Origin of the sequence: Variovorax sp. 54 (assembly GCF_002754375.1) — a bacterium.
In the GTDB taxonomy this organism is placed as follows: domain Bacteria; phylum Pseudomonadota; class Gammaproteobacteria; order Burkholderiales; family Burkholderiaceae_C; genus Variovorax.
Genome location: NZ_PEFF01000001.1, coordinates 6,322,579 through 6,348,507, shown reverse-complemented (window position 1 = coordinate 6,348,507; position 25,929 = coordinate 6,322,579). Strand labels below are relative to the sequence as shown.

Below are 25,929 nucleotides of genomic sequence, written 5' to 3'. Positions count from 1 at the left end.
AGTGCGCAGGGCTTAGCCGCGCCCGACAAAGGGCATCTTCGTCGCCATGATGGTGTGGAAGAGCACGTTGGCCTCCAGCGGCAGGTTCGCCATGTAGAGCACCGACTGGCCGACGATCTTGACGTCGATCAGCGGCTCGATTGCCAGCTCGCCGCTGGCCTGCGGCACGCCGGTGGCCATGCGCGCGGCCAGCTCGGTCATGGCATTGCCCACGTCCACCTGCCCCACGGCGATGTCGTACTTGCGGCCATCGAGCGACGCCGTCTTGGTCAACCCTTCGACCGCGTGCTTGGTCGAGGTGTAGGCCGCGGAATTCGGCCGCGGCGTGGTCGCCGAGATCGAACCGTTGTTGATGATGCGGCCGCCCCGCGGCGTCTGCGCCTTCATCGTGCGGAAGGCCTGCTGGATGCAAAAGAACATGCCGGTGAGGTTGATGTCCACCACGCCCTTCCACTGCTCGGGCGTCCAGTCCTCGAACGGGCCCGGCGGGTTGCCCACGCCGGCGTTGTTGAACAGCAGGTCGACGCGCCCGAAGCGGTCGACCGTGGCACCGAACAGCGCCTGCACCGAGTCGGCATTGGCCACGTCGGTGGGCACCGCGAAGGCGCGTGCACCCGCGCCCGACTCTTCCGCCACCTGCTCCAGCGGCTCGAGGCGGCGCCCCGCCAGGGCCACGCTCCAGCCGTCCGCCAGCAAGGCCAGCGCGGCCGCGCGGCCGATGCCCGACCCGGCGCCCGTGACGATCGCGATGCGACCCTTGTTGTTTTCCACGCTCATGCTTCATGTCTCCTTTTCAGCGAGTCCGTACACACGGTAAACCGGTAGTGTGCACGGCGCATTTCATCCACGGCGCGGCTTGCGCCCTTTGCCCTGCATCTTGTTGGCGGCTTTCTTCACCGCCGATTTGAAGGCCTGCATCGCCGATTGCGGGCCGGCGGGCGCCACGGCAGCGCCGCCGCCACCATGCTCCGAGCGCGACTCGCCACCAGCCTCCGCCTTGTGGCGGGCGCTCCGCTTGGCCGACGCTTTCACCGGTGCGCTGCCCTTGTCCTTCATGGCCCGCGAGGTCAGGTCTTCGCCTTCGCGCACGAGGCGGAAGTCGATCTTGCGACCGTCCAGGTCGACGCGGCTCACCTGCACCCGCACCCGCGTGCCGATGGCGTAGCGAATGCCGGTGCGCTCGCCGCGCAGCTCCTGGCGCATCTCGTCGAACTTGAAGTATTCGCCGCCGAGCTCGGTGATGTGGACCAGGCCCTCGACGTACATCGCATCGAGCGTGACGAAGATGCCGAAGGTGGTGGCCGCGGAGACCACGCCGCCATACTCCTCGCCGAGGTGCTCGCGCATGTACTTGCACTTGAGCCAGGCCTCGACGTCGCGGCTGGCTTCGTCGGCGCGGCGCTCGTTGGCGCTGCAATGCAGGCCCGCCGCTTCCCATGCCAACACTTCCTTGGTCGGTGCGATCGTGGCTTTTTGCGGCTTCGTCGTCGGCGCTTTCACGCGCGAAGCCAGGCGCTTGGCCAGCTTGGCATGCGCCTCGCCCGGTGTCGGCAGCATCGGCAACTGGTAGCGCGTCTTGCCGAGGATCGCCTTGATCACGCGGTGCACTAACAGGTCGGGGTAGCGACGGATCGGGCTCGTGAAGTGCGTGTAGGCCTCGTAGGCCAGGCCGAAGTGGCCGCTGTTGAACGGCGTGTAGATCGCCTGCTGCATTGAGCGCAGCAGCATGGTGTGGATCTGCTGCGAGTCGGGGCGCTCCTTGGTGGCTTCGGCGATCGCCTGGAACTCACCGGGACGCGGATCGTCGGTGATGCTCAAGCCCACGCCCATGGCCTTCAGGTAGCCGCGCAGGATTTCTTTCTTCTCCGGCGTCGGGCCTTCGTGCACACGGAACAGGCCCGGGTGCTTGCCTTCGGAGATGAAGTCGGCGCTGCAGACGTTGGCGGCCAGCATCGCCTCTTCGATGATCTTGTGCGCCTCGTTGCGCGTGCGCGGCACGATCTTCTCGATGCGGCCGGCGTCGTCGCAGATGATCTGCGTCTCGGTGGTTTCGAAGTCGACCGCGCCACGCTTGCCGCGCTGCTTGAGCAGCGCCTTGTAGACGTCGGCAAGGTTCAGCAGGTCCTTGACGCGGTCCTTGCGCTTGGCGGCCTCGGGGCCGCGCGTGTTGCCGAGGATGGCAGCCACCTCGGTGTACGTGAAGCGCGCATGGCTGAACATCACAGCCGGATAGAACTGGTAGGCGTAGATCTCGCCGTCGGCCGCGACCAGCATGTCGCACACCATGCACAGGCGCTCGACTTCGGGGTTGAGCGAGCACAGGCCGTTCGACAGCTTCTCGGGCAGCATCGGAATCACGCGGCGCGGGAAGTAGACGCTGGTCGCGCGGTCGTAGGCATCGATGTCGATGGCCGAGCCGGTCTGCACATAGGCACTGACGTCGGCAATGGCCACCAGCAGGCGCCAACCCTTGCCGCGACCCACCTTCGCGGGCTCGCAATACACGGCGTCGTCGAAGTCGCGGGCGTCTTCGCCGTCGATGGTGACGAGCGGCACGTCGGTGAGGTCGATGCGGCCCTTCTTGTCGGCGGGGCGCACCTTCTCGGGCAGGGCCTTGGCCAGTGCCAGGCACTCCGCAGAAAACTCATGCGGCACGCCGTACTTGCGCACGGCGATTTCGATTTCCATGCCGGGGTCGTCGATCTCGCCCAGCACTTCTCTCACGCGGCCCACGGGCTGACCGAACAAGGCCGGCGGCTCGGTGAGTTGCACGACCACGACCTGGCCCACCTTGGCCGGGCCGGTAGCGCCCTTCGGGATCAGGACATCCTGGCCGTAGCGCTTGTCTTCCGGTGCAACGAGCCAGATCCCGCCTTCGTGCAGCAAGCGGCCGATGATCGGCTGCTCGGGTCGCTCGACGATCTCGACCACGCGCCCTTCGGGGCGGCCGCGGCGGTCCTGTCGCACGATGCGCGCCTTGACGCGATCCTTGTGCAGCACCGCGCGCATTTCGTTCGGCGGGAGGTAGATGTCCGCCTCGCCGTCGTCGCGCTGCACGAAGCCGTGTCCGTCGCGATGTCCTTGAACAGTTCCTTCGATTTCGTCCAACAAGCTGCTGGAAGTGACATTATTTTTGATATGATCTCCTTCTTTCCTGAAATTCAAAACGTGGCTGCTTCTGCAGTCATGTGGGCCCAGATGGCGGAATTGGTAGACGCACTAGTTTCAGGTACTAGCGAGTAACATCGTGGAGGTTCGAGTCCTCTTCTGGGCACCAAGTTTAAACAGACCTTTACCAGGTCATCCGATTGAAGCCACCGGTCTCCGGTGGCTTTTTTCATGGCCGCTCGAAACTGCATCAAACGGGCGACGTGATCATCAGATCACGCCCTTCGATGCCGGCCATGCGCGCACGATTGCACCCACCCGCCTTCGGCAATGCACCCACTGCACGAGCCATGTCGCGCAGAAGCTGAAATTTCGACGCACCGAAAAGATCGCGCCAAATTTGTGGATATAATCGTAGTCTTTGCTGAAAAGCAAAATTAGCCCAGATGGCGGAATTGGTAGACGCACTAGTTTCAGGTACTAGCGAGTAACATCGTGGAGGTTCGAGTCCTCTTCTGGGCACCAATATTGAACAGACCCTTACCAGGTCTTCTTTAAAAAGCCACCGGCCTCCGGTGGCTTTTTTCTTGGCCGTTTGAATCAGGTGCATCAAACGGGCAACGCGATCAGGTCGTGGCCTTCGGCGCCCACGATGCGGGCACGCGTGAACTCACCGACCTTCATCGTCTTGCTGATCTTCTCGGGCGGCAGGAGGCGAACGGTGCCGTCGATCTCCGGTGCATCGGCGTACGTGCGCCCCACTCCACCCTTGCGACCCAGTGCCGGCGCTGAATCGACCAGCACTTGCATCGTCGAGCCAATGCGCTTTTGCAGCTTGGCGATCGACACGGCCTCGGCCACTTCCATGAAGCGGGCGCGGCGAGCTTCACGCTCAGCCTCGGGCAGCATGCCCGGAATGTCGTTGGCGGTTGCGCCCTCGACCGGGCTGTAGGCAAAGCAACCTGCACGATCGATCTCGGCTTCGCGAATGAAGTCGAGCAGGTGCTCGAACTCCTGCTCCGTCTCGCCCGGGAAGCCGGCAATGAAGGTGCTTCGGATCACGAGTTCGGGGCAGGTCTCGCGCCAACGCGCGATTCGCTCCAGGTTCTTTTCGCCGCTGGCCGGCCGCTTCATGCGCTTGAGCACGTCAGGGTGGCTGTGCTGCAGCGGCACGTCGAGGTATGGCAGTACTTGGCCGCTCGCCATCAACGGAATGATTTCGTCGACGCTCGGGTACGGGTACACGTAGTGCAGGCGCACCCAGGCGCCGTACGGCTCGGCGATCTCGCCCAGCGTGCGGACGAGTTCGAGCATGCGGGTCTTGACCGGCTTGCCGTCCCAGAAACCGGTGCGGTACTTCACATCGACGCCATAGGCCGAAGTGTCCTGGCTGATCACCAGCAGCTCCTTCACGCCGCCTTCGAACAAGGCCTTGGCTTCGCTGAGCACATCGCCCACCGGGCGCGAGACGAGGTCGCCGCGCATCGAGGGAATGATGCAGAAGGTGCAACGGTGGTTGCAGCCTTCGCTGATCTTCAAATAGGCGTAGTGCCGCGGCGTCAGCTTGAGGCCGGCCACACCAAAGGTGTTCGGCACGAGGTCGATGAACGGATCGTGCGGCTTCGGCAGGTTGGCGTGCACGGCATCCATCACCTCCTGCGTGGCATGCGGGCCGGTGACGGCCAGCACGCTCGGGTGCATCTGGCGCACCAGATTGCCGCCCTGGTCGCCGGTCTTGGCGCCCAGGCAGCCGGTGACGATGACGCGACCGTTCTCGGCGAGCGCTTCGCCGATGGTGTCCAGGCTTTCCTTCACGGCATCGTCGATGAAGCCGCAGGTGTTGACGATCACGAGGTCGGCGCCCTCGAAAGTCTTGGAGGTTTGATATCCCTCGGCACTCAGCCGGGTCAGGATCAATTCGGAATCGGTGAGAGCCTTGGGGCAGCCAAGGCTCACGAAGCCGACCTTGGGGGCGGTCGGCGTGACAGTACGTTCAGGGGAGGCAACTTCGCTCATAGGCCTCTATTGTCCCAGCTATCGGTGACAGCGGGGCATTCATCGGACAGTCGCCCCATTCGGGCGGCCCGCCGCGCGGCGCTCAGGGCCGCTTGATGCCAAAGGCGCCCAGCACCTGCTCGGTGTTTTTCTGCATCTGCTCCTGCATCTGCAGGAAGACGTTCTTCGATTGCTCGACGTAATTGCCCATCAGCCCCTGGATCATCGGCGACTGCATGGTCATGAAGCGCGACCACATCTCGGGCGTCAGGCCCTCGGCCTTTTCGGTGAGCTGGGCCTGCACCTCGGTCATGGCCTGGATGTTCTTCTCGAGGTAGGGGCCCATGTAGCCCTGCATGGCCTGCCCGTAGAAACGGATGATGTTGGCCAGCACCTGCTCGGTGAACATCGGCGCGCCACCCGCTTCTTCTTCCAGAATGATCTGCAGCAGGATGCTGCGCGTGAGGTCGTCGCCGGTCTTGGCGTCGCGCACCACGAACTGCGCGTTCGCGATGACCAGCTGCTTGACCTCGGTCAGCGTGATGTACGTGGATGTCTCCGTATCGTAGAGCCGTCGGTTGGGGTACTTCTTGATCACACGCTGTACCGGCTTCACCCCGGACTTCTTGCTCTGCACTACAGACTCCTTCACATGGACGCCCATGTCATCGGATGATTCTAGGGAGCGGTTTTGCTGCATCGCGACAAGGTTTACCCTGACCGCGATTTTTCTTCACGCGTCCTGCGCTGTCGCGTACTCGGCGCCACACGCATGACACGCCGCAGTTTCAGGACGCTCCGGAGTCGACAACCTGAATCGCAGCGGGATCTTCTGCCCGTAGACAACCCAGCACCGAGGGCAATGCTCCTGCCCCACCGTCGGAAGGTAGGCGCGCGCGCGCTGCTCGGCGCGCTCTTCGGTCACCGGCATGCCCTGTCGTTGTGCACGCGCCACTTCGCGCGCGGCCATGGTGTCGGTGCGGCCAGCAGCAAGGTCATTGATGCCGTAAACCGCGCGTGCAAATTCGAGAGGGGCTTGCTTGAGCAATGCGGCCACGCGGTGGTCGGCGTGCGCCCGATCAACTGACGTTGATCGCGTATTCATCAGATCGCTTATCAAGGAAATTCGAGAAGGTTGGCAGACCGCTCAAGGTAGCACAACCACATGGCCCAGGGACGTTGCCTGTACCGCGCGAAGGGCCGCCCGTGAAAGGGGTTTTCGCTTGTGTCGATCACTCATGGCGACCGGGCTGAACCAAAGACAAACACGTCGTCCAAACGACGAACGGGTTGCAGCGAAATCGCTGCAACCCGTGTTTGATTTGGTAGGCGCGATTGGATTCGAACCAACGACCCCCACCATGTCAAGGTGGTGCTCTAACCAACTGAGCTACGCGCCTAAGAGAAGCATCGAGTATAGCAGGAGAAATGGCTCTTTTCAGCGCCGACGTGCAGATCGCACACCAGTCACTGCCGTCACCACGCCGAGCACTTGCGTCAGGCGCGCGGCATCGGCGATTTCCACGGTGAAAGTCATCCAGGCCGTGCCCTTGATCGACTGCGTCTGCACGCCGATCACGTTCATCTTCTCGCGCGCAAACACATCAGAGATATCGCGCAGCAGGCCCTGACGGTCGGCAGCTTCCACCGCCACGTCCACCGCGTAGACCGGTGCATCGGCGCCCTTCTTCGGCAGGCCCCATTCGACATCGATCACGCGCTCGCCATCCTTCGCGGCCATCGTGCGGAAGTTGCTGCAGTCCGCACGATGCACGCTGACGCCATGGCCGCGCGTGACGAAGCCGCGGATGGCATCCGGCGGCGCCGGCTTGCAGCACTTGGCGAGCTGCGTCATCAGCGACGACACGCCCACCACGAGCACGCCGCCCTTGCCCGACTTCTCGCTGCCGCGCGCCTTCTTGATCTGCACGCCGTCGTCGGGATTCAGCGCCGGCTCGGGCGGACGCAGCAGCGTCTCGATGTTGCGCAGCGAGAACTCGTCCTTGCCGACCACCTCGAACAGATGGTCCGCCGACTTGAAGCCGAGCTGCGAGGCCAGGTCTTCGAGCCGCATGGCCGTCTTGCCTTCGCGCTGCAGCAGCTTCTCGACGGCTTCGCGTCCGCGCGCCACGGTCTCGTGCGTGATCTGCGCGTTGAACCAGGCGCGCACCTTGGCGCGCGCACGATGGCTCGCGAGATAACCCAGCTCTGCATTCAGCCAGTCGCGCGACGGCCCGCCTTCCTTGGCCGCCATGATCTCGACGGTCTGCCCATTCGACAGCGGCGTGTTGAGCGGCACCATCGCGCCATCGACACGCGCACCGCGGCAGCGATGCCCCAATGTCGTGTGCACCGTGTAGGCGAAGTCGACCGGCGTCGCGCCCTGCGGCAGTTCGACGATGGCGGCATCGGGCGTGAGCACATAGATGCGGTCGTCGAACAAGCCCTGCCCCTGCAGCCCGCCCGACAGATCGCGCTCCCAGGCCAACAGTTGGCGCAACACCGCAATCTTGGCGTCGTACTCGCCGCTCGCCCAGACACCGGCGTAGCCCTTGTGACCCGCTTCCTTGTAGGCCCAGTGCGCGGCCACGCCATGTTCGGCATGGTCGTGCATTTCCTCGGTGCGAATCTGGATCTCGATCGGCTTGCCCACCTTGCCGTCGACGATCTCGCGCACCACCGTGTGCAGCGACTGATAACCGTTCGGCTTGGGCCGCGCGATGTAGTCGTCGAATTCTTCGTCGATGGGCTGGAAGTGCGAGTGCACCCAGGCCAGCGCGGCATAGCAGTCCTTCACGTCCTGCACCACCACGCGCAGCGCGAGGATGTCGAAGACCTGCTCGAAATCGAGCGACTTGCCGCGCATCTTCTTGACGATGCTGTAGATGTTCTTCGGGCGCCCCTGCACCGTGGCCTTGACGCCCTCGGCCTGCAGTTCGTGCTCCAGCTGCGAGCGCAACTGCTCGACGTGGCCTTCGCGCTCGATGCGCTTCTCGTCGAGCAGCCGCGCGATCAGCTTGTAGGTGTCAGGCTCCAGAAAGCGGAACGAGAGGTCTTCGATCTCCCACTTCACCTGCCAGATGCCCAGCCGGTTCGCGAGCGGCGCAAACACCTGCAGCGACTCGCGCGCCACACTCTCGGGCGCGGGCTGCTTGCTGGCCGCCGCGTGTCGCAGCGTCTGCAGGCGCGAGGCCAGCCGCAGCATCACGACGCGCAGGTCGCGCGAAAACGCGAGCAGCATCTTGCGCACGTTCTCGGTCTGCGCACCGGCGCCTTCGCCATGGTGCCCTTGCGAGGCCGTGCGCGCCTGCTCCTGCACGCGCACGAGCTTGGTGGTCTCAACCGCGAGCGCCGCGAAGTTGTCGCCGAAGACCTTGGCGATCACCTCCTGCGGGCGGTTCAGGTGCTGGCACGAATACACGAGGTAGCTCGCGGCCTGCATTGCCTCGGAGCCGCCCATCTTCGCGACGATGGCGGCCACGGCATCGGCGTGCGCCAGCGTGTTCTCGCCGGTGTCGAGTTTTTCATCGGCGATCAGCGGCTCGGCGAACGCGCGGGCGCGCGCCAGCATGTTCTCCATGACCGGCGAGCGGTCGGCCGTGGCGGCCGACAGCGGGTAATCAACCATGACGCCGTCGGACAGGGGTGCCGTCTGAAGGTTCCCAGACTCTCGCTTCACGATGCCCTCAATCGAACAGGAAATTCGTGACGACGGCGACCTGTGCGGGATCGACGAAAGTCGGCGCGTGGCCCACGCCCTCGAACTCGACGAGCGTGGCACGCGGCCCGCGCTGCGTCATCGCCGCCGCCGTCTCGGGGGACAGCAGGTCGGACACCGCACCGCGCGTGAGCAGCGTGCGCGCTTCGATGGCGTCGTACAGGCTCCACATCACGGCCCCGCCCTGCGCTGCGATTTCGGGCGTGATGGCGCGCAGCGGCACGCCGATGGCCGGGTCGTAGTGCAGCACCCAGGCGCCCTCGCCCACCGGGCTGGCGCTGGCGGTCTTGGCGGCACCGTCGGCGCTGCGTTCGGACGCCGGCACCACCATGTGCTGCGACAGCGCCCGCCACTGTTCCGGCGTGTGCGGCCCGAAGGTGGTCGACAGGGCCCACATCGCGTCGGCCGCAGCCTGCACGCTCGGAAACTGGCCGCTCTTTCCCACATACGCGCCGATGCGCTGGATGGCAGCGGGCTCGACCGTGGGGCCGACATCGTTCGCGACGAAACGGCGAATGGGCCGTGGCAGCGGCAGTTCCTTGTGGCCGGCCAGCACGAAGCCGATCAGCCCGCCCATGCTGGTGCCGACGTAGTCGAGCGTGTCGATGGGATGCTCGCCGTGCAACTGCGCGATCAGCGTCACCATGTCCGCGGCATACACCGGCACTTGATAGAAGGAAGGGTCGCGAAGCCAGTCGCTGCGCCCGCGCCCGACAACATCGGGACAGACCACGCGCACATCGCCGCCCGCGCGCGCCACGATGGCCTGCGCGAGCACGTCGAAGTCGCGCCCCTGCCGGGTCAACCCATGCACGCAGACCACGACATGCGCGCTGTGCGCGTTGCCCCATTGCCAATAGGCCATGCGATGACCGCCCTGGGCGTCGTTGCAGGCCACGTCGTGAAGGGTCGGTTCTGTCATGGAAACGGAGGGGTTCAGGTGCGGATAATGGTCTCGTTGCATCCTAATTCATCCGGAGATTGATCTTCATGCTCAAAGGCAAAACCGCGCTTGTCACGGGGTCCACCAGTGGCATTGGCTTCGCCATCGCCACCGCGCTGGCCCAACAGGGCGCACACATCGTGCTCAACGGTTTCGGCGACGCCGAAACCCCCAAGGCCCAGATCGAGGCGCTCGGCGTGCGTGCCGAATACCACGGGGCCGACATGAGCAAGCCCGACCAGATCGAGGACATGATGAAGTTCGCCGCGTCGAAGTTCGGCCGCGTCGACATCCTCGTCAACAACGCCGGCATCCAGCACGTCGCCAAGGTCGAAGACTTTCCGACCGAACGTTGGGACGCAATCATCGCGATCAACCTCACGAGCGCCTTCCACACGACACGCCTGGCGATTCCCGCGATGCGCGAGGCCAACTGGGGCCGCATCATCAACGTGGCGTCGGCGCACGGGCTCGTGGCCTCGGCGCAGAAGTCGGCGTATGTTGCGGCCAAGCACGGCATCGTCGGCCTGACCAAGTCGGTGGCGCTCGAAACCGCCACTACCGGCGTCACCTGCAACGCGATCTGCCCGGGCTGGGTGCTCACGGCGCTGGTGCAAAAGCAGATCGACGACCGCGCGGCACGCGAAGGCATTTCGGCCCTCCAGGCGCAGAACGAATTGCTGGGGGAAAAACAGCCCTCGCTGCAGTTCACGACGGTCGAGCAACTGGGCGGGCTGGCCGTCTTCCTGAGCTCTCCCGCAGCCGATCAGGTGCGGGGCGTCGCCTGGGCCATGGACGGCGGCTGGACGGCTCAGTAAATAGACAGAGGCATTCAAAAAACGCCGGCGGCACTCGCCCGCCGGCGCTGCACGCCTCTTACTTGAGCTGCACCGAGCCGGAAACGTTCACGACCACGCTGGTCTTGCCCGCTTCCACCGGCACGGCCGAGTCGGCGGCCGAGAACGACTTGGCCTGCATGGCCATCACGCGCGGACGGATCGGGCCGCTGTCGTTCGCGTTCACCGACACCTCGCGCAGCGTGTAGCCGCCGAAGCCGAAGCCCTTGGCCAGTTCGGTGGCCTTCTGCTTGAAGTTGTCGATGGCGATGTTCTGTGCCTCGGTCTCGGTCTTGGCGCGCTGCTCGCGGCTCAGGCCGAAGCCGACGTTGCCCACGCTGAGCGTGCTGATGCGCCCGGCCGTCTGGGTGATGCGTGCGAAGTCGCGACCTTCGAGCACCAGTTCGGTCGAACCTTGCCAGCCGTTGATCTTGCCGTCCTTGGTGTAGCGCGGCGAGAGGCTGAAGTTGCCGGTGCGCACGTCGAGCTGGCCCGGCTGTGCATTCTTCTTGGCTTCGGCCAGCGCGGCGTCGAGCGCGGTCTTGAGCTGGGTTTGCACGGTGCCCGCCTCGGCGGCATCGCGCGTGGTCACGAGGGTCATGCTCAGCAGGTCTTGCTGAACTTCGACGGTGCCGGAGACCGACAGCTGGAGCACGTTTTGTGGAGCAGGCATGACGGCATTCTGGGCCAAGGTGGCACCGGCAAAGGTCAGCGCGGCGCAGGCCGCGATCAATTGAACAGTCTTCAAGACAGATTTCTCCCTGGTGGATGCGAGGAAAAGCCCTCGCCTGCGCCGTCTTCTTCAGTGGCGCAGGCTGCGCGGCGCGGTTTGCGGACTGGCGACGGGCTGCGGTGCCGGCACGATGCGCTCGGCAGGCTGTGATTCTGCCGAATTCAAAAGGACACCCGTTCCCACGGGCACCCACTGCCCCCTGACCTGCTGCCGCAGTTCGAACAATTCGCCCGCCGTGAGACGGCGCCCGGCGATCGCTTCGCCTCGGCGCTGCTCTTCCCGCTGGGCCGCCCGGTGCGCGGCCACGGCATCGCGCACTTCGCTGCGGCGTCCTTCACTGACCCGTAAAAACCCTTCGGGAACGGCGGACGTCGCACCACAAGCGCAAGCGAAAAAAAGCAGAGGCAAGGCAGAAAAAGAAGGTCTCATCGAACAATCGTCATAAGGCAGCACGGACTGTGCCACCGCCGGGCAAAGCCCGGATGACCAGACGGCGAGCGTCCGCAAGTTGTGTAACTTAGTGTCAACCACTACGGAATTCGGCAGCAATGGGGTGCTAACGCCTTCAGAATCGGCGCTGTTACAAATTCAACGTTGTAGAAATGACTCAAGTTCCCGCTCGCACCGACAAGATCGTGATCGTCGACGACGACGCCCGCATCCGCGACCTCCTGCGCCGCTACCTGACACAGGAAGGATTCGAAGTGATCGTGGCCGAGGACGGCAAGGCGCTCAACCGCATCCTGTTGCGCGACACGGTCGACCTGATCGTGCTCGACCTGATGATGCCCGGCGAAGACGGTCTCTCGGTGTGCCGCCGCCTGCGTGCCGCCAACGACCGCACGCCGATCATCATGCTCACCGCCAAGGGTGAAGACGTGGACCGCATCGTCGGTCTCGAAGTCGGCGCCGACGACTACCTCGGCAAGCCCTTCAACCCGCGCGAACTGCTGGCCCGCGTGCACGCCGTGCTGCGCCGCCGTCCGCCGCTCGAAGCGCCGGGTGCCCCCTCCACCGAGAACGAGACCGTCACCTTCGGCCCGTTCGCCTTCGACCTCGGCTCGCGCACCCTGAAGAAGGACGGCGAAGAACTCTCGCTGACCACCGGCGAGTTCGCGATGCTGAAGGCGCTGGTGCGCCACCCGCGCCAGCCGCTGTCGCGCGAAAAGCTGGCCCAGCTGGCACGCGGCCGCGAATTCGAACCCTTCGACCGCAGCCTGGACGTGCAGATCTCGCGCCTGCGCAAGCTGGTCGAGTCCGACGCCGCGGCACCGCGCTACATCCAGACCGTCTGGGGCGTGGGCTACGTGTTCGTGCCGGACGGCACGGCCTGACGCCCCGCTGAGAGGTGGCCATCGGCCTCCATTCCGCCCGACCTGACCCGGCCCAGGAGGACGGCGCGCAGGTCACGATGCCGAGCCCGCTCGAAGCGAGCGCGCAACGTGACCGCCGCCCCGGCCTCAAGCTGGGCTTCAGCCTTTTCTGGCGCACCTTCTTCCTGCTCGCCCTGCTGCTGATCGGTTGCACGGTCGCCTGGCTGCAGACCTTCCGCTCGCTCGAGTACGAGCCGCGCGCCATCCAGACCGGACACCAGATCGCCTCGCTCGTGAACCTCACGCGCGCGGCGCTCGTGTATTCGGACGCGATCACGCGGGTCTCGCTGATCAAGACGCTGGCCGACCAGGAAGGCGTGCGCATCCTGCCGCGCGAACCCAACGACCGCTTCCAGCCCTACACCAGCGGCGCGCTCGACGAGCGCGTCACCGAAGAGCTGATCGCCCAACTCGGCGAAGGCACCACCGTGGCCAGCCGCGTGAACGACGAGGCCGGCCTGTGGATCGGCTTCACCATCGAGAGCGACACCTACTGGCTGCTGCTCGACCCCACGCGCTTCAGCCGCGTGGGCGGGCGCACCTGGCTGGTCTGGCTCAGCACGGCGATGGCGCTGTCGCTCGCCGGCGCGGCGCTGATCACGCGGCTCATCAACCTGCCGCTCAAGCAGCTGTCGCGCGCCACCTTGCAGGTGCGCGAGGGCGAGTACGAGGCGCACCGGCTCGACGAGCGCGCCCGCACCAACGAAATCCGCGCGGTGAACATCGGCTTCAACCGCATGGCCGACCAGCTTGCCAAGATCGAGCAGGACCGCGCCATCATGCTGGCCGGCATCTCGCACGACCTGCGCACGCCGCTGGCGCGGCTGCGGCTCGAAACCGAGATGAGCGTGGCCGACGAAGACGCGCGCGACCACATGGCCGCCGACATCGCGCAGCTCGACGCGATCATCGACAAGTTCCTCGACTACGCCCGCCCCGACCACGTCGACCAGCGCCCCGTGCTGCTGCGCGACGTGATCGACGCCTGCACCTACGCCGTGCAGGACTACGAAGAGATGAACATCCACGTCGATGTGCCCGCCGACCTGAAGGTGATGGGCGACGAGGTGGAGCTCACGCGCGTGATCTCCAACCTGGTCGAGAACGCGCGGCGCTACGGCAAGACGCCGTCGACCGGCGTGGCCGACGTCACGATCCAGGCGCAGGCCAACAACGACGCGGTGCTGATCAAGGTGCGCGACCATGGCGCGGGCGTCGAGCCCGCCCTGCTCGTGCAGCTGACCAAGCCCTTCTTCCGCGGCGACGCGGCACGCACCTCGGCGGCCGGCGCCGGCCTGGGGCTGTCGATCGTGGCGAAGAACATCGAGCGCATGGGCGGCACCTTTGCGCTCACCAGCACGCCGGGCCGGGGCCTCGCGGCCCACATCCGGATGCCGCGCGCGATGCCGGCGGGCAGCCACAAGCCCAGCGACGTGCCGGGCAAGAAGCAGCAAGCGGCCTGAGAAAGACGCGGCGCGTCAGCGGTGCAGCAGCACCGCGGCGCGGGCTTCCATCGCCCGCCCCTCGCCCACCGGGCCGAGCTTCTCGGCCGTCTTGGCCTTCACATTGACCTGATCGAGCGTAATGCCCAGCGTGTCGGCAATGCGCTGGCACATGGCCGGGATGTGCGGCGCCAGCTTGGGCGCCTGCGCGATCACGGTGCTGTCGACGTTGCCGATTTCCCAGCCCGCCGCACGCACGCGGCGCGCCGCCTCGGCCAGCAGCACGGCCGAATCGGCGCCGCGGAACTGGGCGTCGGTGTCGGGGAAATGCCGGCCGATGTCGCCCAGCCCGGCCCCGCCGAGCAGCGCGTCGGTGATGGCGTGCAGCAGCACGTCGGCGTCCGAATGCCCAAGCAGGCCGGTGGTGTGCGGCACCTCGATGCCGCCCAGGATGAGCTTGCGCCCCGCCACCAGTTGGTGAACGTCCCAGCCTTCGCCGATGCGGATGTTGAACGGGGTCGTCGTCATGCCATGGCCTTCTTGCGGCCGAGCAGAATCGCCTCGGCCAGTGCGAAATCTTCGGGGAACGTGACCTTGAAGTTCTGCGCGCTGCCGGGCACCAGCAACGGTGCCAGGCCGATGGTTTCGATGGCGCTGGCCTCGTCGGTCACCACGTCGCCCACGCGCTCCAGCGCGTCGAGCAGCATGCCGATGCGGAACATCTGCGGCGTCTGCGCGAGCCACTTGTCGGCGCGCGGCAGGGTCTGGGTCGAGCGGCTGTCGGTCGACGAGACCTTCAGCGTGTCGGCCAGCCGCTGCGCCAGCAGGCCGCCGACGGCGTCGTGCTCGCAAGCGGCAATCAGCGCCTCGATCTGGCTGGAGGTGACGAGGCAGCGCGCCGCGTCGTGCACCAGCACCCAGTCGTGCGCGCCCGCGCCCTTCTGGCGCAGTGCCGCCAGCCCGTTGCGCACCGAGGCGGCGCGCGTCAGGCCGCCCACGCGCAGCAGGTGCTCGCCGGTCGCGGGAAAGCGCGGCAGCGCCGTCTGCACCTCGCGATCGTCGGGGGACACCACCACGGCCACGCCCGCAAAACGCCCGGCCAGCGCGCGAAACGCGTCCACCGTGTGGGCCACCATCGACTGGCCCGCCAGGCGCCGGTGCTGCTTGGGCTGCGTGCCGCCGGCACGGTGGCCGGAGCCGGCACAGGGGATCAGCACGTAGAAACGGGAAGATGACATGAGGGGTGGTGCGGCACGGGCCAATGGCCGACAAGCAGATAAACAGGAAAAGGGCCGCCATTCTAGAATTGACATTCGCACACCCCTCGCCGTCCGGCGCGGGGTGTCGTGCATTTTTCGAGCCGCTCCATGGACCTCCCCCTTCTCCCGGCGGGCAAGCGATTCACGCTGCCGCGTCCCCCGTTGTCCGCCGATGCGCTGATGCTGGCCCAGCTCGGCATGCGCGAGAAGGCCGCGGGCCGCGCCACCGCGATGTTCACCGCCGACGCGAACGACGCGCAGCGGCTCATCGACGAAATCGCCTTCTTCGCGCCCGAGCTGCGCTGCGCCCTCTTCCCCGACTGGGAAACGCTGCCCTACGACAGCTTTTCGCCGCACCAGGACCTGATCAGCGAGCGCCTGGCCACGCTGTGGCGCATCAGCCAGAAAGAGGCCGACGTGGTGCTGGTGCCCGCCACCACCGCGCTGTACCGGCTGGCGCCGCCGGCCTTTCTGGCCGGCTACACCTTCCAGTTCAAGGCCAAGCAGAAGCTGCAGGAGTCCAAACTCAAGGCCCAGCTCACGCTGGCCGGCTACAGCCACGTGACGCAGGTCGTGAGCCCGGGCGAATACGCCGTGCGCGGCGGCCTGATCGACCTGTTCCCGATGGGCTCGCCGGTGCCGTTCCGCGTCGACCTGTTCGACGACGAGATCGACTCCATCCGCACCTTCGACCCCGACACCCAGCGCAGCCTCTATCCCGTGCCCGAGGTGCGCCTGCTGCCGGGCCGCGAGTTCCCGATGGACGACGACGCCCGCGCGCGCTTTCGCAGCCGCTGGCGCGAACTGCTCGAAGGCGACCCGACCAAGAGCCGCATCTACAAGGACATGGGCAACGGCGTGGCCACCGCCGGGATCGAGTACTACCTGCCGCTGTTCTTCGACGAGACGGCCACGGTGTTCGACTACCTCGGCGCCGACGCCACCGTGGTGCTGCACGGCGACCTCGAACCCGCGTTCCAGCACTTCTGGCAGGACACCAACGAGCGCTACCGCCTGGTGCAGGGCGACCCCGAGCGCCCCGCGCTCCCGCCCGAGGCGCTGTTCCTCAACGCCGAGCAGTTCTACCAGCGCGCCAAACCGCATGCGCAGCTCGCCATTCGCGGCGACATCGCCACCGACGCGCCCTATGCCGAGTTCGACAAGCTGCCGCCCTTTGCCGTGGTGCGCGGCGCCGAAGACCCGCTGGTCGGCCTGAAGGCCCACATTGCCGCCACGCCACACCGCGTGTTGCTCATCGCCGAGAGCGACGGCCGCCGCGAGAGCCTGCTCGACTTCCTGCGCGCCAGCGGCGTGAACCCGCCGGCCTTCGACTCGCTGGCCGAGTTCGAAGCCTCGGGCGACGAGAAGATCGGCATCGCCACCGCCGCGCTGGCCTCGGGCTTTGCGTGGCGCGAACAGGCGATCGACTTCGTCACCGAGACCGAGCTGTTCGCCACCGCGCCCACCACGCGCCGGCGCAACAAGAAGCAGGAACAGGTCAGCGACGTCGAGGCGCTGATCAAGGACCTGTCCGAGCTCAACGTGGGCGACCCGGTGGTGCACTCCGCGCACGGCATCGGCCGCTACCGCGGCCTGATCCACATGGACCTGGGCCAGGGCGTCGACGAAGCAGGCAAGCCGCTGCTGCAGGAAATGCTGCACCTGGAGTACGCCGACAAGGCCACGCTCTACGTGCCCGTGTCGCAGCTGCACCAGATCAGCCGCTACACCGGCGTGAGCGCCGACGAGGCGCCGCTGCACAAGCTGGGCTCCGGCCAGTGGGAAAAAGCCAAGCGCAAGGCCGCCGAACAGGTGCGCGACTCGGCCGCCGAGCTGCTCAACATCTACGCCCGCCGCGCCGCGCGCGAAGGCCACGCCTTCCGCTACTCGCCGGCCGACTACGAGGTGTTCGCCAACGACTTCGGCTTCCAGGAAACCGCCGACCAGAAGGCCGCGATCCACGCCGTGGTGCAGGACATGATCTCGCCCCAGCCGATGGACCGCCTCGTGTGCGGCGACGTGGGCTTCGGCAAGACCGAAGTTGCGCTGCGCGCCGCCTTCATTGCCGTCACCGGCGGCAAGCAGGTGGCGTTTCTCGCGCCCACCACGCTGCTGGCCGAGCAGCACTACCAGACGCTGGTCGACCGCTTCGCCAAGTGGCCGGTGAAGGTCGCCGAGATGAGCCGCTTCCGCTCGGCCAAGGAAATCACGGCCGCCGCCAAGGGCCTGGCCGAGGGCCAGGTCGACATCGTGGTCGGCACGCACAAGCTGCTGTCGCCGTCGATCAAGTTCAAGAACCTGGGTCTGCTCATCATCGACGAGGAGCACCGTTTCGGCGTGCGCCACAAGGAGGCGATGAAGGCCATGCGCGCCGAGGTCGACGTGCTCACGCTCACCGCCACGCCGATTCCGCGCACGCTGGGCATGGCGCTCGAAGGCCTGCGCGACCTCAGCGTGATCGCCACCGCGCCACAGCGCCGGCTGGCCATCAAGACCTTCGTGCGCAACGAGGGCACGGGCGTGATCCGCGAAGCCGTGCTGCGCGAGCTGAAGCGCGGCGGGCAGGTGTACTTTCTGCACAACGAGGTCGAGACCATCCAGAACCGGCGCCAGAAGCTCGAAGAAATCCTGCCCGAGGCCCGCATCGCCGTGGCCCACGGCCAGATGCCCGAGCGCGAGCTGGAGCGCGTCATGCGCGACTTCGTTGCGCAGCGCTACAACATGCTGCTGTGCTCGACCATCATCGAGACCGGCATCGACGTGCCGACTGCCAACACCATCGTGATGAGCCGCGCCGACAAGTTCGGCCTGGCGCAGTTGCACCAGCTGCGCGGCCGCGTCGGGCGCTCGCACCACCAAGCCTACGCCTACCTCATGGTGCCGGACACCGAAGGCCTGACCAAGCACGCTGCGCAGCGGCTCGAGGCGATCCAGCAGATGGAAGAACTGGGCTCGGGCTTCTACCTCGCGATGCACGACCTGGAGATTCGCGGCACGGGCGAAGTGCTCGGCGAGAACCAGAGCGGCAACATGATGGAAATCGGCTTCCAGCTCTACAACGAGATGCTCAGCGAAGCCGTGCGCTCGCTGAAGGCCGGGCAGGAGCCCGACCTGCTGTCGCCGCTGTCGGTCACGACCGAGATCAACCTGCACGCGCCTGCCCTGCTGCCCGACGACTACTGCGGCGACGTGCACCTGCGCCTGTCGTTCTACAAGAAGCTCGCCACCGCGAAGACGCCCGACCAGATCGACATGCTGCTCGAGGAAATCGTCGACCGCTTCGGCAAGCTGCCGCCGCAGGCCCAGACGCTGATCGACACGCACCGCCTGCGCGTGCTTGCGCGGCCCTACGGCGTGATCAAGGTCGATGCCGCGCCGGGCATCATCAACATCACCTTCAAGAAGGACGCGCCGGTCGACGGCATGGCCATCATCCAGTTGATCCAGAAGAACAAGCACATCAAGCTCGCCGGCAACGAGAAGCTGCGCATCGAGCGCGAGCTGAAAGAGCCGAAGGACCGCGCGCAGATGGTGCGCGACGTGCTGCGCAGCCTCGGACAACCCCTCGTCAAGGAAATCGCCCCCGCATGAGCGCTACAGAATTTTCCCCCGGCCTCGTCCTCCAGCGCGTGAAGCCGCCGCTGCGGCTCGCCGACTTCAAGCTGATCGCGTTCGACATGGACTCGACGCTCATCAACATCGAATGCATCGACGAGATCGCCGATGCCGTCGGCAAGAAGGCCGAGGTGGCCGCGATCACCGAGGCCACGATGCGCGGCGAGATCAAGGACTTCAAGGAAAGCCTGCGCCGCCGCGTGGCGCTGCTGCAGGGCGTGCCCGTAGCCGCGCTGCAGCAGGTGTACGACGAGCGCCTGCAGCTCAACCCGGGCGCCACCGAACTGGTCGCGGCCTGCAAGGCGGCGGGCCTCAAGGTGCTGCTGGTGTCGGGCGGCTTCACCTTCTTCGCGAACCGCGTGAAGGACCGACTGGGCATCGACTTCGCACGCTCCAACCTGCTCGATGAGGCCGATGGCCAGCTCACCGGCCAGGTCGTGACGCAAAGCTGGGGCGACATCTGCGACGGCGCCGAAAAGCGCCGCACGCTGCTCGAAGTGGCGTCGCTCATGGGCATCTCGCCGCAGGAGACCATCGCCGTGGGCGACGGCGCCAACGACCTGCCGATGATGGGCGAGGCCGGGCTTTCGGTGGCCTATCACGCCAAGCCGAAGGTGCGCGAGAAGGCCATGGTGGCGATCAACGAAGGCGGGCTCGACCGCGTGCTGGAGATCATGAAATGACAGACGCCGCCCCGCTCTACCGCGCCGACGCGCTGCGCGACTACGCCAGCGCCCTGCTGCAGAAAGCGGGCCTCGCGGCCTCGATGGCCGACAGCGTGGCACGCACGCTGGTCGAAGGCGACCTGCTGGGCCATGACACGCACGGCCTTGCGCTGCTCGCCGGCTACGTGAAAGAAATCGAATCGGGCGGCATGACCCGCGACGGCGCGCCAGAGGTGCTGTCCGACCGCCCCGCCGCCGTGCTGTGGGACGGCAAGCGCCTGCCCGGCCCCTGGCTCATGGACCAGGGCATGGACCTGCTGGTGCCGCGTGCGCGCGAACTGGGCACCGCCTCGCTCGTGATCCGTCGCAGCCACCACATCGCCTGCCTCGCGGTCTACATGCTGCGTGCGCTGCAGGAAGACATGCTGATGCTGCTGGCCTGCTCCGACCCCAACACCGCCAGCGTCGCGCCCTTCGGCGGCACGCAGGCCGTGTTCACGCCGAATCCGCTGGCGATGGGCTTTCCGCTGTCTCAGGGCGGCGTGATGGTCGACATCTCGGCCTCGATCACCACCAACGGCATGAGCAACCGCAAGCGCGCGGCCGGCGAGACCTTCGCCGAAGAGTGGCTGATCGACGCATCGGGCCAGCCGTCGAACAACCCGCAGGTGCTGTTCGACCAGCCCCCGGGCACGCTGCTGCCCGTGGGCGGCCTGAGCCATGGCCACAAGGGTTACGGCATGGCGCTCTTGGTCGAGACGCTCACGGCCGGCCTCGCAGGCCACGGCCGCGCCGACCCGCCCGAAGGCTGGGGCGCGACGGTGCACCTCACGCTGCACGACCTGAACGCCTTCGGCGGCAAGGAGGCCTTCCTGCGCCAGATGGACCACGTGGCCGCGAAATGCCGCGACAACACGCCCGTCGACCCGGCCAGGCCTGTGCGGCTGCCGGGTGAAGGCGGGTTGAAGCGTCGGGAAGCGCAATCGGCGAACGGGGTGCGGCTGCACCCGTCGATTGCGCGCTCGCTGCAGGAGGCGGAGCAGCGGCATGGCCTGCGGCTGGCGCAGGCGCTGATCATCTGACGGGGTTTATTCCTCGTCGTCGTTCTCGGTGTGCTCGGGCGCGCCTGCGGGCCGCGGCTGGCGCTTGCCGGGCTTGGCCAGGATCTCGATGTAGAACTGCTTGCCGCCCTCTTTCACCACACCGTCGATGAGGCCGGTGATGGCCGTGAGGTGGGTGGTTTCGGCGGATTCCTGGGCGGTGCCGAACTTGCAGTCGAAGTCCCAGAAGTCGGCGCCTTCAGGCAGGTCGCGGCGGCGCTCGCGCTTGATGTACTTGCGGATCTCGTGCTTGACGGCTTCGAGGTGACGGTCGGGGTGCTTGCCCTCGACCTGAAGCTGGAAGGTTTTTCTCATGGTCGATGGTAACCCGGCCCCGCCTTGGGGCGGCCCGGCGGCGATGGCAGGCCCTTCAGGGGTCTGGCCGCTGTGTACAGTCGGCGCATTCAACGGATTACAGGTGAAAGCATGGCACGCGCAAACGACTGGGCAAGCAAGGTGATGGCATTGGTGAACGGCGGCAACGCCCCTGCGGCCATTGCGCAGATCAAGGTCGCGCCCTCGGTCAAGGACCTGAAGGCGCTTCAGACCATCATGACGCTCTCCAAAATGAAAGGCCGCTATCCGAACGTGGATGCGGCCATTTCAGAGAACCTGGACCTGCTGGCGGCACCCCGCCTGCACCGGTCCCCCTGAACGTCAGCGTTTACAGGGCCTGGCCGAGGCGCTTCACGCCTTCTTCGATCTTCGCGATGTCGGCCGTCGCAAAACTCAGGCGCAAGGTCGCCACATCGGGCTTCTCGGCGAAGAACGGCGCGCCGGGCACGAAGGCCACCAGCTTCTCGATCGCACGCTTGGCCAGCTCGTTGGCATCGGCCAGCTTGCCGTTGGCGCCCGTGAGGCGGGCCCAGAAGAACAGGCCGCCGTTGGGCTGCGTGAAGCTCACCGCATCGCCCAGCTCGCGCGTCAGCGCCGCGCCCATGGCCTGGGCGCGTTGGCCGTAAACCTCGCGCACATGCGCCAGCGTGCCGGGCATGCGGCCGCTCTTGAGGTACTGCGCGGCCGTGGCCTGCGCGAACGTGCTGGTATGGGCGTCGCTGAACTGCTTGCACATCGTCGCCTTGGCCAGCAACTCGGGCGGCGCGATCATCCAGCCGATGCGCAGGCCCGGGCTCAGCACCTTGCTCAGGCTGCCGCAGTGCGCCAGCAGCTCGCGACTGCCGGGCACGTCCTTGCTGAGCGACATGATCGACGGCGGCGGCGCTTCGCCGAAGTACAGGTCGCCGTAGGGGTCGTCCTCGACGATCAGCGTCTGGTACTTCACGGCCAGCTCGAGCACCTTCTTGCGACGCTCCAGCGTCAGCATCGCGCCGCTGGGGTTGCCGAAGGTCGGGATCAGGTAGACGAACTTGGGCTTGTGCTCGGCGATGAGCTTTTCGAGCTCGTCGGTCTTCACGCCGTTGGCGTCGATGGGCGCGCTGATGAGCTGCGCGCCGTACAGGCGGAAGCACTGGATGGTCGCCAGGAAGGTCGGGCCTTCGACGATCACCTTGTCGCCGGGCGAGATCATGGTCTTGCCCAGCAGGTCGAGCGCCTGCTGGCTGCCGGTGGTGACGATCAGGCCGCTGGGGTCGACATCGACGCCCTTGGGCTTCATGAAATCGGAGAGCTGGTGGCGCAGCGGCTCGTAGCCTTCGGTGGCGCCGTACTGCAGGGCCGCGCCGGCCTCTTCGGTGAGCGCTTTCTGGCTCGCCTCCTTCAGGCCCTCGACGTCGAACATGGCGCTGTCGGGAAAACCGCCCGCAAAACTGATGATGCCGGGCTTGCCCAGCAGCTTGAAGAGTTCGCGGATGGCGGAGGTTTCGACGTTGTCGAGGCGGGAGGCGAATTGCATGATGGTCAGTCTCACTTTCTGGGCGTCATTGTCGCGAAAGCAGCAGGCAATAAAACTGCGTAGATTTATCGCCTTTCAACGATATATTGACAATATCGCCCAAAGACGATAATTTGTATTTGCCACCTCAAGGCGGTAAACGATGGACTCCCTCATACATTCCCCGGCCCAGCTTTCCGCGCACCTGAAGTCGCTGCGCAAGGCCCGCCGGCTGACACAGGCGCAGCTCGGCGCGCTGATCGGCGTCGGCCAGGCCCGCGTGGCCGACATCGAAAAGAACCCGGGCGCGGTCAACGTGGCCCAACTGCTCGAAGTGCTGCATGCGCTCGACACGCGCCTGCTGCTGACCTCCGCCGACAAGACCTCCCCCAGCGCCGCACCGGGCGCCGCCGACTGGTAGCCGCTGCCCATGGCCCATCCCGCGCTCGACATCTGGATGAACGGCGAGTACGTCGGCGCCTGGTTCTGGACACGAACCGGCGTGCCGGCCCTGCGCTACGACGACGCGTGGCTGCGCTCGCCCAACGTGCGCGCGCTGTCGCTGTCGCTGCCGATCCCGCACGGCGAGAAGGAACTGCGGGGTCCCGCGGTCGAGAACTACTTCGACAACCTCCTGCCCGACAGCGACCGCATCCGCGAACGTCTGCGCCGGCGTTTTCGCACGGCCAGCATCGAAGCCGCCGACCTGCTCGCGGCCATCGGGCGCGACTGCATCGGGGCCGTGCAGTTACTCCCTGCCGGCCAGGCACCAGAGCCCTTCGACCGCGTCGACAGTGAAGCCCTGACCGAAGACCGCGTGGCGCAGTTGCTGCGCAATGTCACGAGCGACCCGGTGCTTGGACAACGCAGCGATACCGACGACGACTTTCGCATCTCGATCGCGGGCGCACAGGAAAAGACAGCGCTGCTGCGCATCGGCGACCAATGGCACCGTCCGCACGGCGCCACGCCGACCACGCACATCCTCAAACTGCCGCTCGGGCTGGTCGGCAACATGCGCGCAGACATGACGCACTCCGTGGAGAACGAGTGGCTCTGTGCGCGCCTGATGACGGCCTTCGGCTTCGACGTGGCCCCGACCGCCATCGGCCGTTTCGGCGACCAGAAGGTGCTGGTGGTCGAGCGTTTCGACCGTCGCTGGATGGACCAGGGCCGCTGGATCGCACGCCTGCCGCAAGAAGACTTCTGCCAGGCCAACGGACTGCCTGCGGCAATCAAGTACGAAAGCGACGGCGGACCGGGCATCCGACAGTGCCTGTCGCTGCTTGCGGGCAGCAGCGATGCGCGCAAGGACAAGGCCACCTTTGCACGCGTGCAGCTCGCGTTCTGGCTGCTGGCCGCGACGGACGGGCACGCCAAGAACTACTCGATCTTCCTGCGCCGAGGGGGCGGCTACGACATGACGCCGCTGTACGACATGCTGTCGATGTGGCCCATCATCGGCCACGGGCCCAACCTCGTGTCCGCGCACAAGGCGCGCCTTGCGATGGCCCTGCGCGGCAAGAACGCCCACTACACGCTGCAGAGCATCCAGACGCGGCACTGGCACGCGCTCGCAGCCCAATCGGGCGTGCCCGATGCCTTCGACACCTTGTGCAGCCTCGTCGCACATGCGCCGCTCGCCTTGCAGCAGGTCGAGCAGGAACTGCCGCCGGACTTCCCCGAGCCGGTCTGGCGCGCCGTCGAGGCGGGCGTGCGGGCGCAATGCGTGCGCTTCGAAGCCGGCCTCGACCAGGCACAGAATTCCACGAAGACCCCATGAAAAAAACCGACATCCCCCTCTTCTTTGCAACCCTGCAGGCCGCCAACCCCGAGCCGCGCACGGAGCTCGAATACACCACGCCCTTCGAGCTGCTGGCCGCGGTGCTGCTGTCGGCGCAGGCCACTGACGTGGGCGTGAACAAGGCGACGCGCCGGCTCTATCCGGTGGCGAACACGCCGCAGGCGATCCTCGACCTCGGGGTCGAAGGGCTGGAGTCGTACATCAAGACGATCGGGCTGTATCGCAGCAAGGCCAAGCACCTGATCGAGGCCTGCCGGATGCTGGTCGAGCTGCACGGCGGCGAGGTGCCGCGCACGCGCGCCGAGCTCGAGGCGCTGCCGGGCGTCGGGCGCAAGACGGCGAACGTGGTGCTCAACGTGGCCTTCGGCGAGGAGACCATCGCGGTCGATACGCACATCTTCCGCATCGGCAACCGCACCGGGCTTGCGCCCGGCAAGACGCCGCTGGATGTGGAACTCAAGCTCGAAAAGCGCATCCCACCCGAATTCCGCCTGCACGCGCACCACTGGCTGATCCTGCACGGGCGCTATGTCTGCGTGGCGCGCAAGCCGCGCTGCTGGGAATGCGCGGTCTCCACCTTCTGCTCGTTCAAGCCCAAGACGCCGGCGCCCAAGACCGCCTGAGCGGCACCACACACATCGCACATGACAACAACGACGATTTTCAAGAAGACAACGCCCGCCGCGCTCCTCCTGCTCGCAGCGCTGTGCAGCGCGGGCACCGCCTGGTCGCGCGACGGCGTGCTGCCGCCGGAGACGATGGCGCTCTACGGCGGGCGCTGGTCCACCAACTGCGCCGACGCAGCGGCACCAACGCTGCAGGTGCGCGAAGACATGCTGATCGCCGAGCGCGGCAAGCGCCGCGTCGTGGGCCGCCAGCCGGACACGGCGCACAGCTTCTTCGGCAACCAGCCGCCCCCGCCGAACTTCGACGTGGCGCTGATCAGCCGCGTGGGCAAGGGCGACAACGCGACGATGAATTTCCTGGTCTTTCGCGAAGCGCGCGGCCAGTCGATCACGCTGAAGGCCGACAAGCCGGTCATCGGCCAGCTGGGCCCGGAGCTGATGAAGCAGCGCTACTGGCGATGCGACGGCCCGGCTCGCGCCGCGACGCCGCCCACCGAACCTGTTGCCACGGCCAAGCCGCCGGCACCGGCGACGGGCAGCCCGGCCGCCCTCGCCCGGGGCCCGGCGATGGACAAGGCCTGGCGCGCCGCACTGGGCACGCGCGAGACCGAACCGTGGCTGGTGCGCCGCGAAGGCCCGGCGCCCGAGCCGCAATGGGTGACAGTGGACGGCACGCGCTATCTGCTGCACGCCTTCTGCAAGCCGCACGACTGCCACGACCACAACGCCATCGCGCTCTACGACCAGGGCTCGGGCCGGCTCTACGGCCTGGTGCAGCGCAACGGGCAGAACCAGCTCGTGGGCGGGCCTTCGCCGCAGTTCGCGGGGCAGCTCGACCGGCTCTGGCGCGAGCAGTGGCGCGCCAAGAACTGACGATGCCT

At 66.6% G+C, this 25,929-nt stretch carries 24 protein-coding genes and 3 tRNA genes; 13 read left to right on the top strand and 14 right to left on the bottom strand.

Going from position 1 to position 25,929, the window contains the following annotated elements; genetic code table 11:
• Positions 1 to 12 precede the first annotated feature (12 nt).
• Both CLU95_RS29100 and rnr read right to left on the bottom strand, forming a co-directional pair.
• Entirely contained in the window at positions 13 to 777 is a 765-nt protein-coding gene (locus CLU95_RS29100) for an SDR family oxidoreductase (RefSeq protein WP_099796799.1), read from the bottom strand.
• 63 nt (positions 778 to 840) lie between these two features.
• Positions 841 to 3,111 carry a ribonuclease R gene (rnr, locus tag CLU95_RS29095; RefSeq protein ID WP_373669908.1) on the bottom strand — a complete coding sequence of 757 codons (2,271 nt, stop codon included), beginning with the start codon at positions 3,109 to 3,111 and terminating at the stop codon, positions 841 to 843.
• Between the two features lie 81 nt (positions 3,112 to 3,192).
• Here rnr and CLU95_RS29090 point away from each other — a divergent pair.
• Positions 3,193 to 3,277 (top strand) — tRNA-Leu (locus tag CLU95_RS29090).
• 271 nt (positions 3,278 to 3,548) lie between these two features.
• Positions 3,549 to 3,633: transfer RNA gene (locus tag CLU95_RS29085), tRNA-Leu, on the top strand.
• A gap of 84 nt (positions 3,634 to 3,717) precedes the next feature.
• Here CLU95_RS29085 and rimO read toward each other — a convergent pair.
• The 6 genes from rimO to CLU95_RS29055 all read right to left on the bottom strand — a co-directional run bounded on the left by rimO (position 3,718) and on the right by CLU95_RS29055 (position 9,743).
• Positions 3,718 to 5,124, bottom strand: coding sequence for a 30S ribosomal protein S12 methylthiotransferase RimO (gene rimO, locus CLU95_RS29080; protein WP_099796798.1), 1,407 nt, complete (start codon positions 5,122 to 5,124; stop codon positions 3,718 to 3,720).
• Positions 5,125 to 5,206: 82 nt separating this feature from the next.
• Positions 5,207 to 5,767: a polyhydroxyalkanoate synthesis repressor PhaR gene (phaR, locus tag CLU95_RS29075; RefSeq protein ID WP_099796797.1), complete on the bottom strand. Its 561-nt coding sequence runs from the start codon at positions 5,765 to 5,767 to the stop codon at positions 5,207 to 5,209.
• Positions 5,768 to 5,836: 69 nt separating this feature from the next.
• A complete protein-coding gene (locus CLU95_RS29070) occupies positions 5,837 to 6,160 on the bottom strand; it encodes a hypothetical protein (protein ID WP_257214763.1) in 324 nt (107 codons plus the stop codon).
• Between the two features lie 266 nt (positions 6,161 to 6,426).
• Positions 6,427 to 6,503 (bottom strand) — tRNA-Val (locus tag CLU95_RS29065).
• A gap of 38 nt (positions 6,504 to 6,541) precedes the next feature.
• Positions 6,542 to 8,731, bottom strand: a complete 2,190-nt coding sequence (locus CLU95_RS29060; RefSeq protein WP_257214762.1) for a RelA/SpoT family protein — start codon at positions 8,729 to 8,731, stop codon at positions 6,542 to 6,544.
• 58 nt (positions 8,732 to 8,789) lie between these two features.
• Positions 8,790 to 9,743, bottom strand: a complete 954-nt coding sequence (locus CLU95_RS29055; protein ID WP_257214761.1) for an alpha/beta fold hydrolase — start codon at positions 9,741 to 9,743, stop codon at positions 8,790 to 8,792.
• 68 nt (positions 9,744 to 9,811) lie between these two features.
• Between CLU95_RS29055 and CLU95_RS29050 the strand changes: the two genes are divergently transcribed.
• The gene (locus CLU95_RS29050) at positions 9,812 to 10,582 is read left to right on the top strand and encodes a 3-hydroxybutyrate dehydrogenase (protein ID WP_099797520.1); all 771 of its coding nucleotides are present in this window, start codon (positions 9,812 to 9,814) and stop codon (positions 10,580 to 10,582) included.
• Positions 10,583 to 10,640: 58 nt separating this feature from the next.
• On the opposite strand, the gene CLU95_RS29045 is transcribed toward CLU95_RS29050, so the two are convergent.
• Positions 10,641 to 11,348, bottom strand: a complete 708-nt coding sequence (locus CLU95_RS29045; protein WP_099796793.1) for an SIMPL domain-containing protein — start codon at positions 11,346 to 11,348, stop codon at positions 10,641 to 10,643.
• Between the two features lie 54 nt (positions 11,349 to 11,402).
• Entirely contained in the window at positions 11,403 to 11,840 is a 438-nt protein-coding gene (locus CLU95_RS29040; protein WP_257214760.1) for a hypothetical protein, read from the bottom strand.
• Between the two features lie 95 nt (positions 11,841 to 11,935).
• Between CLU95_RS29040 and ompR the strand changes: the two genes are divergently transcribed.
• Both ompR and CLU95_RS29030 read left to right on the top strand, forming a co-directional pair.
• Positions 11,936 to 12,667 carry an osmolarity response regulator transcription factor OmpR gene (gene ompR, locus CLU95_RS29035; RefSeq protein ID WP_007837017.1) on the top strand — a complete coding sequence of 244 codons (732 nt, stop codon included), beginning with the start codon at positions 11,936 to 11,938 and terminating at the stop codon, positions 12,665 to 12,667.
• A gap of 77 nt (positions 12,668 to 12,744) precedes the next feature.
• Complete coding sequence (locus CLU95_RS29030; RefSeq protein WP_099796791.1) at positions 12,745 to 14,169, top strand: sensor histidine kinase; 1,425 nt, start codon at positions 12,745 to 12,747, stop codon at positions 14,167 to 14,169.
• Positions 14,170 to 14,184: 15 nt separating this feature from the next.
• Here the strand turns inward: CLU95_RS29030 and ispF are convergent, their stop codons facing one another.
• A complete protein-coding gene (gene ispF, locus CLU95_RS29025; protein ID WP_099796790.1) occupies positions 14,185 to 14,676 on the bottom strand; it encodes a 2-C-methyl-D-erythritol 2,4-cyclodiphosphate synthase in 492 nt (163 codons plus the stop codon).
• On the bottom strand, positions 14,673 to 15,386 hold the full coding sequence (gene ispD / locus CLU95_RS29020; RefSeq protein ID WP_099796789.1) for a 2-C-methyl-D-erythritol 4-phosphate cytidylyltransferase: 714 nt from the start codon (positions 15,384 to 15,386) through the stop codon (positions 14,673 to 14,675). The genes ispF and ispD overlap by 4 nt, the downstream gene beginning before the upstream one ends.
• Before the next feature lie 129 nt (positions 15,387 to 15,515).
• Here ispD and mfd point away from each other — a divergent pair, with 129 nt between their 5' ends.
• The 3 genes from mfd to CLU95_RS29005 are packed head-to-tail and all read left to right on the top strand — an operon-like array spanning position 15,516 to position 20,769.
• On the top strand, positions 15,516 to 18,998 hold the full coding sequence (gene mfd / locus CLU95_RS29015; RefSeq protein ID WP_099796788.1) for a transcription-repair coupling factor: 3,483 nt from the start codon (positions 15,516 to 15,518) through the stop codon (positions 18,996 to 18,998).
• Positions 18,995 to 19,705 carry a phosphoserine phosphatase SerB gene (gene serB, locus CLU95_RS29010; protein ID WP_099796787.1) on the top strand — a complete coding sequence of 237 codons (711 nt, stop codon included), beginning with the start codon at positions 18,995 to 18,997 and terminating at the stop codon, positions 19,703 to 19,705. The genes mfd and serB overlap by 4 nt, the downstream gene beginning before the upstream one ends.
• Entirely contained in the window at positions 19,702 to 20,769 is a 1,068-nt protein-coding gene (locus CLU95_RS29005; protein ID WP_099796786.1) for an Ldh family oxidoreductase, read from the top strand. The genes serB and CLU95_RS29005 overlap by 4 nt, the downstream gene beginning before the upstream one ends.
• 6 nt (positions 20,770 to 20,775) lie before the next feature.
• On the opposite strand, the gene CLU95_RS29000 is transcribed toward CLU95_RS29005, so the two are convergent.
• Positions 20,776 to 21,102, bottom strand: coding sequence for a DUF6172 family protein (locus CLU95_RS29000; RefSeq protein WP_099796785.1), 327 nt, complete (start codon positions 21,100 to 21,102; stop codon positions 20,776 to 20,778).
• Between the two features lie 111 nt (positions 21,103 to 21,213).
• Here CLU95_RS29000 and CLU95_RS28995 point away from each other — a divergent pair, with 111 nt between their 5' ends.
• Positions 21,214 to 21,441: a hypothetical protein gene (locus CLU95_RS28995; RefSeq protein ID WP_056581383.1), complete on the top strand. Its 228-nt coding sequence runs from the start codon at positions 21,214 to 21,216 to the stop codon at positions 21,439 to 21,441.
• 10 nt (positions 21,442 to 21,451) lie between these two features.
• On the opposite strand, the gene CLU95_RS28990 is transcribed toward CLU95_RS28995, so the two are convergent.
• On the bottom strand, positions 21,452 to 22,639 hold the full coding sequence (locus CLU95_RS28990; RefSeq protein WP_099796784.1) for an aminotransferase-like domain-containing protein: 1,188 nt from the start codon (positions 22,637 to 22,639) through the stop codon (positions 21,452 to 21,454).
• 142 nt (positions 22,640 to 22,781) lie between these two features.
• On the opposite strand from CLU95_RS28990, the gene CLU95_RS28985 reads away from it, so the two are divergent.
• Genes CLU95_RS28985 through CLU95_RS28970 form a run of 4 tightly spaced genes read left to right on the top strand, consistent with a single transcriptional unit; the run spans position 22,782 to position 25,921 of the window.
• Entirely contained in the window at positions 22,782 to 23,039 is a 258-nt protein-coding gene (locus CLU95_RS28985; protein WP_099796783.1) for a helix-turn-helix domain-containing protein, read from the top strand.
• Positions 23,040 to 23,048: 9 nt separating this feature from the next.
• Positions 23,049 to 24,401: a type II toxin-antitoxin system HipA family toxin gene (locus CLU95_RS28980; RefSeq protein WP_099796782.1), complete on the top strand. Its 1,353-nt coding sequence runs from the start codon at positions 23,049 to 23,051 to the stop codon at positions 24,399 to 24,401.
• Complete coding sequence (nth, locus tag CLU95_RS28975) at positions 24,398 to 25,045, top strand: endonuclease III (RefSeq protein WP_099796781.1); 648 nt, start codon at positions 24,398 to 24,400, stop codon at positions 25,043 to 25,045. Before CLU95_RS28980 ends, nth begins: the two co-directional genes overlap by 4 nt.
• A 21-nt stretch (positions 25,046 to 25,066) precedes the next feature.
• On the top strand, positions 25,067 to 25,921 hold the full coding sequence (locus CLU95_RS28970) for an Ivy family c-type lysozyme inhibitor (protein ID WP_099796780.1): 855 nt from the start codon (positions 25,067 to 25,069) through the stop codon (positions 25,919 to 25,921).
• Positions 25,922 to 25,929: the final 8 nt, after the last annotated feature.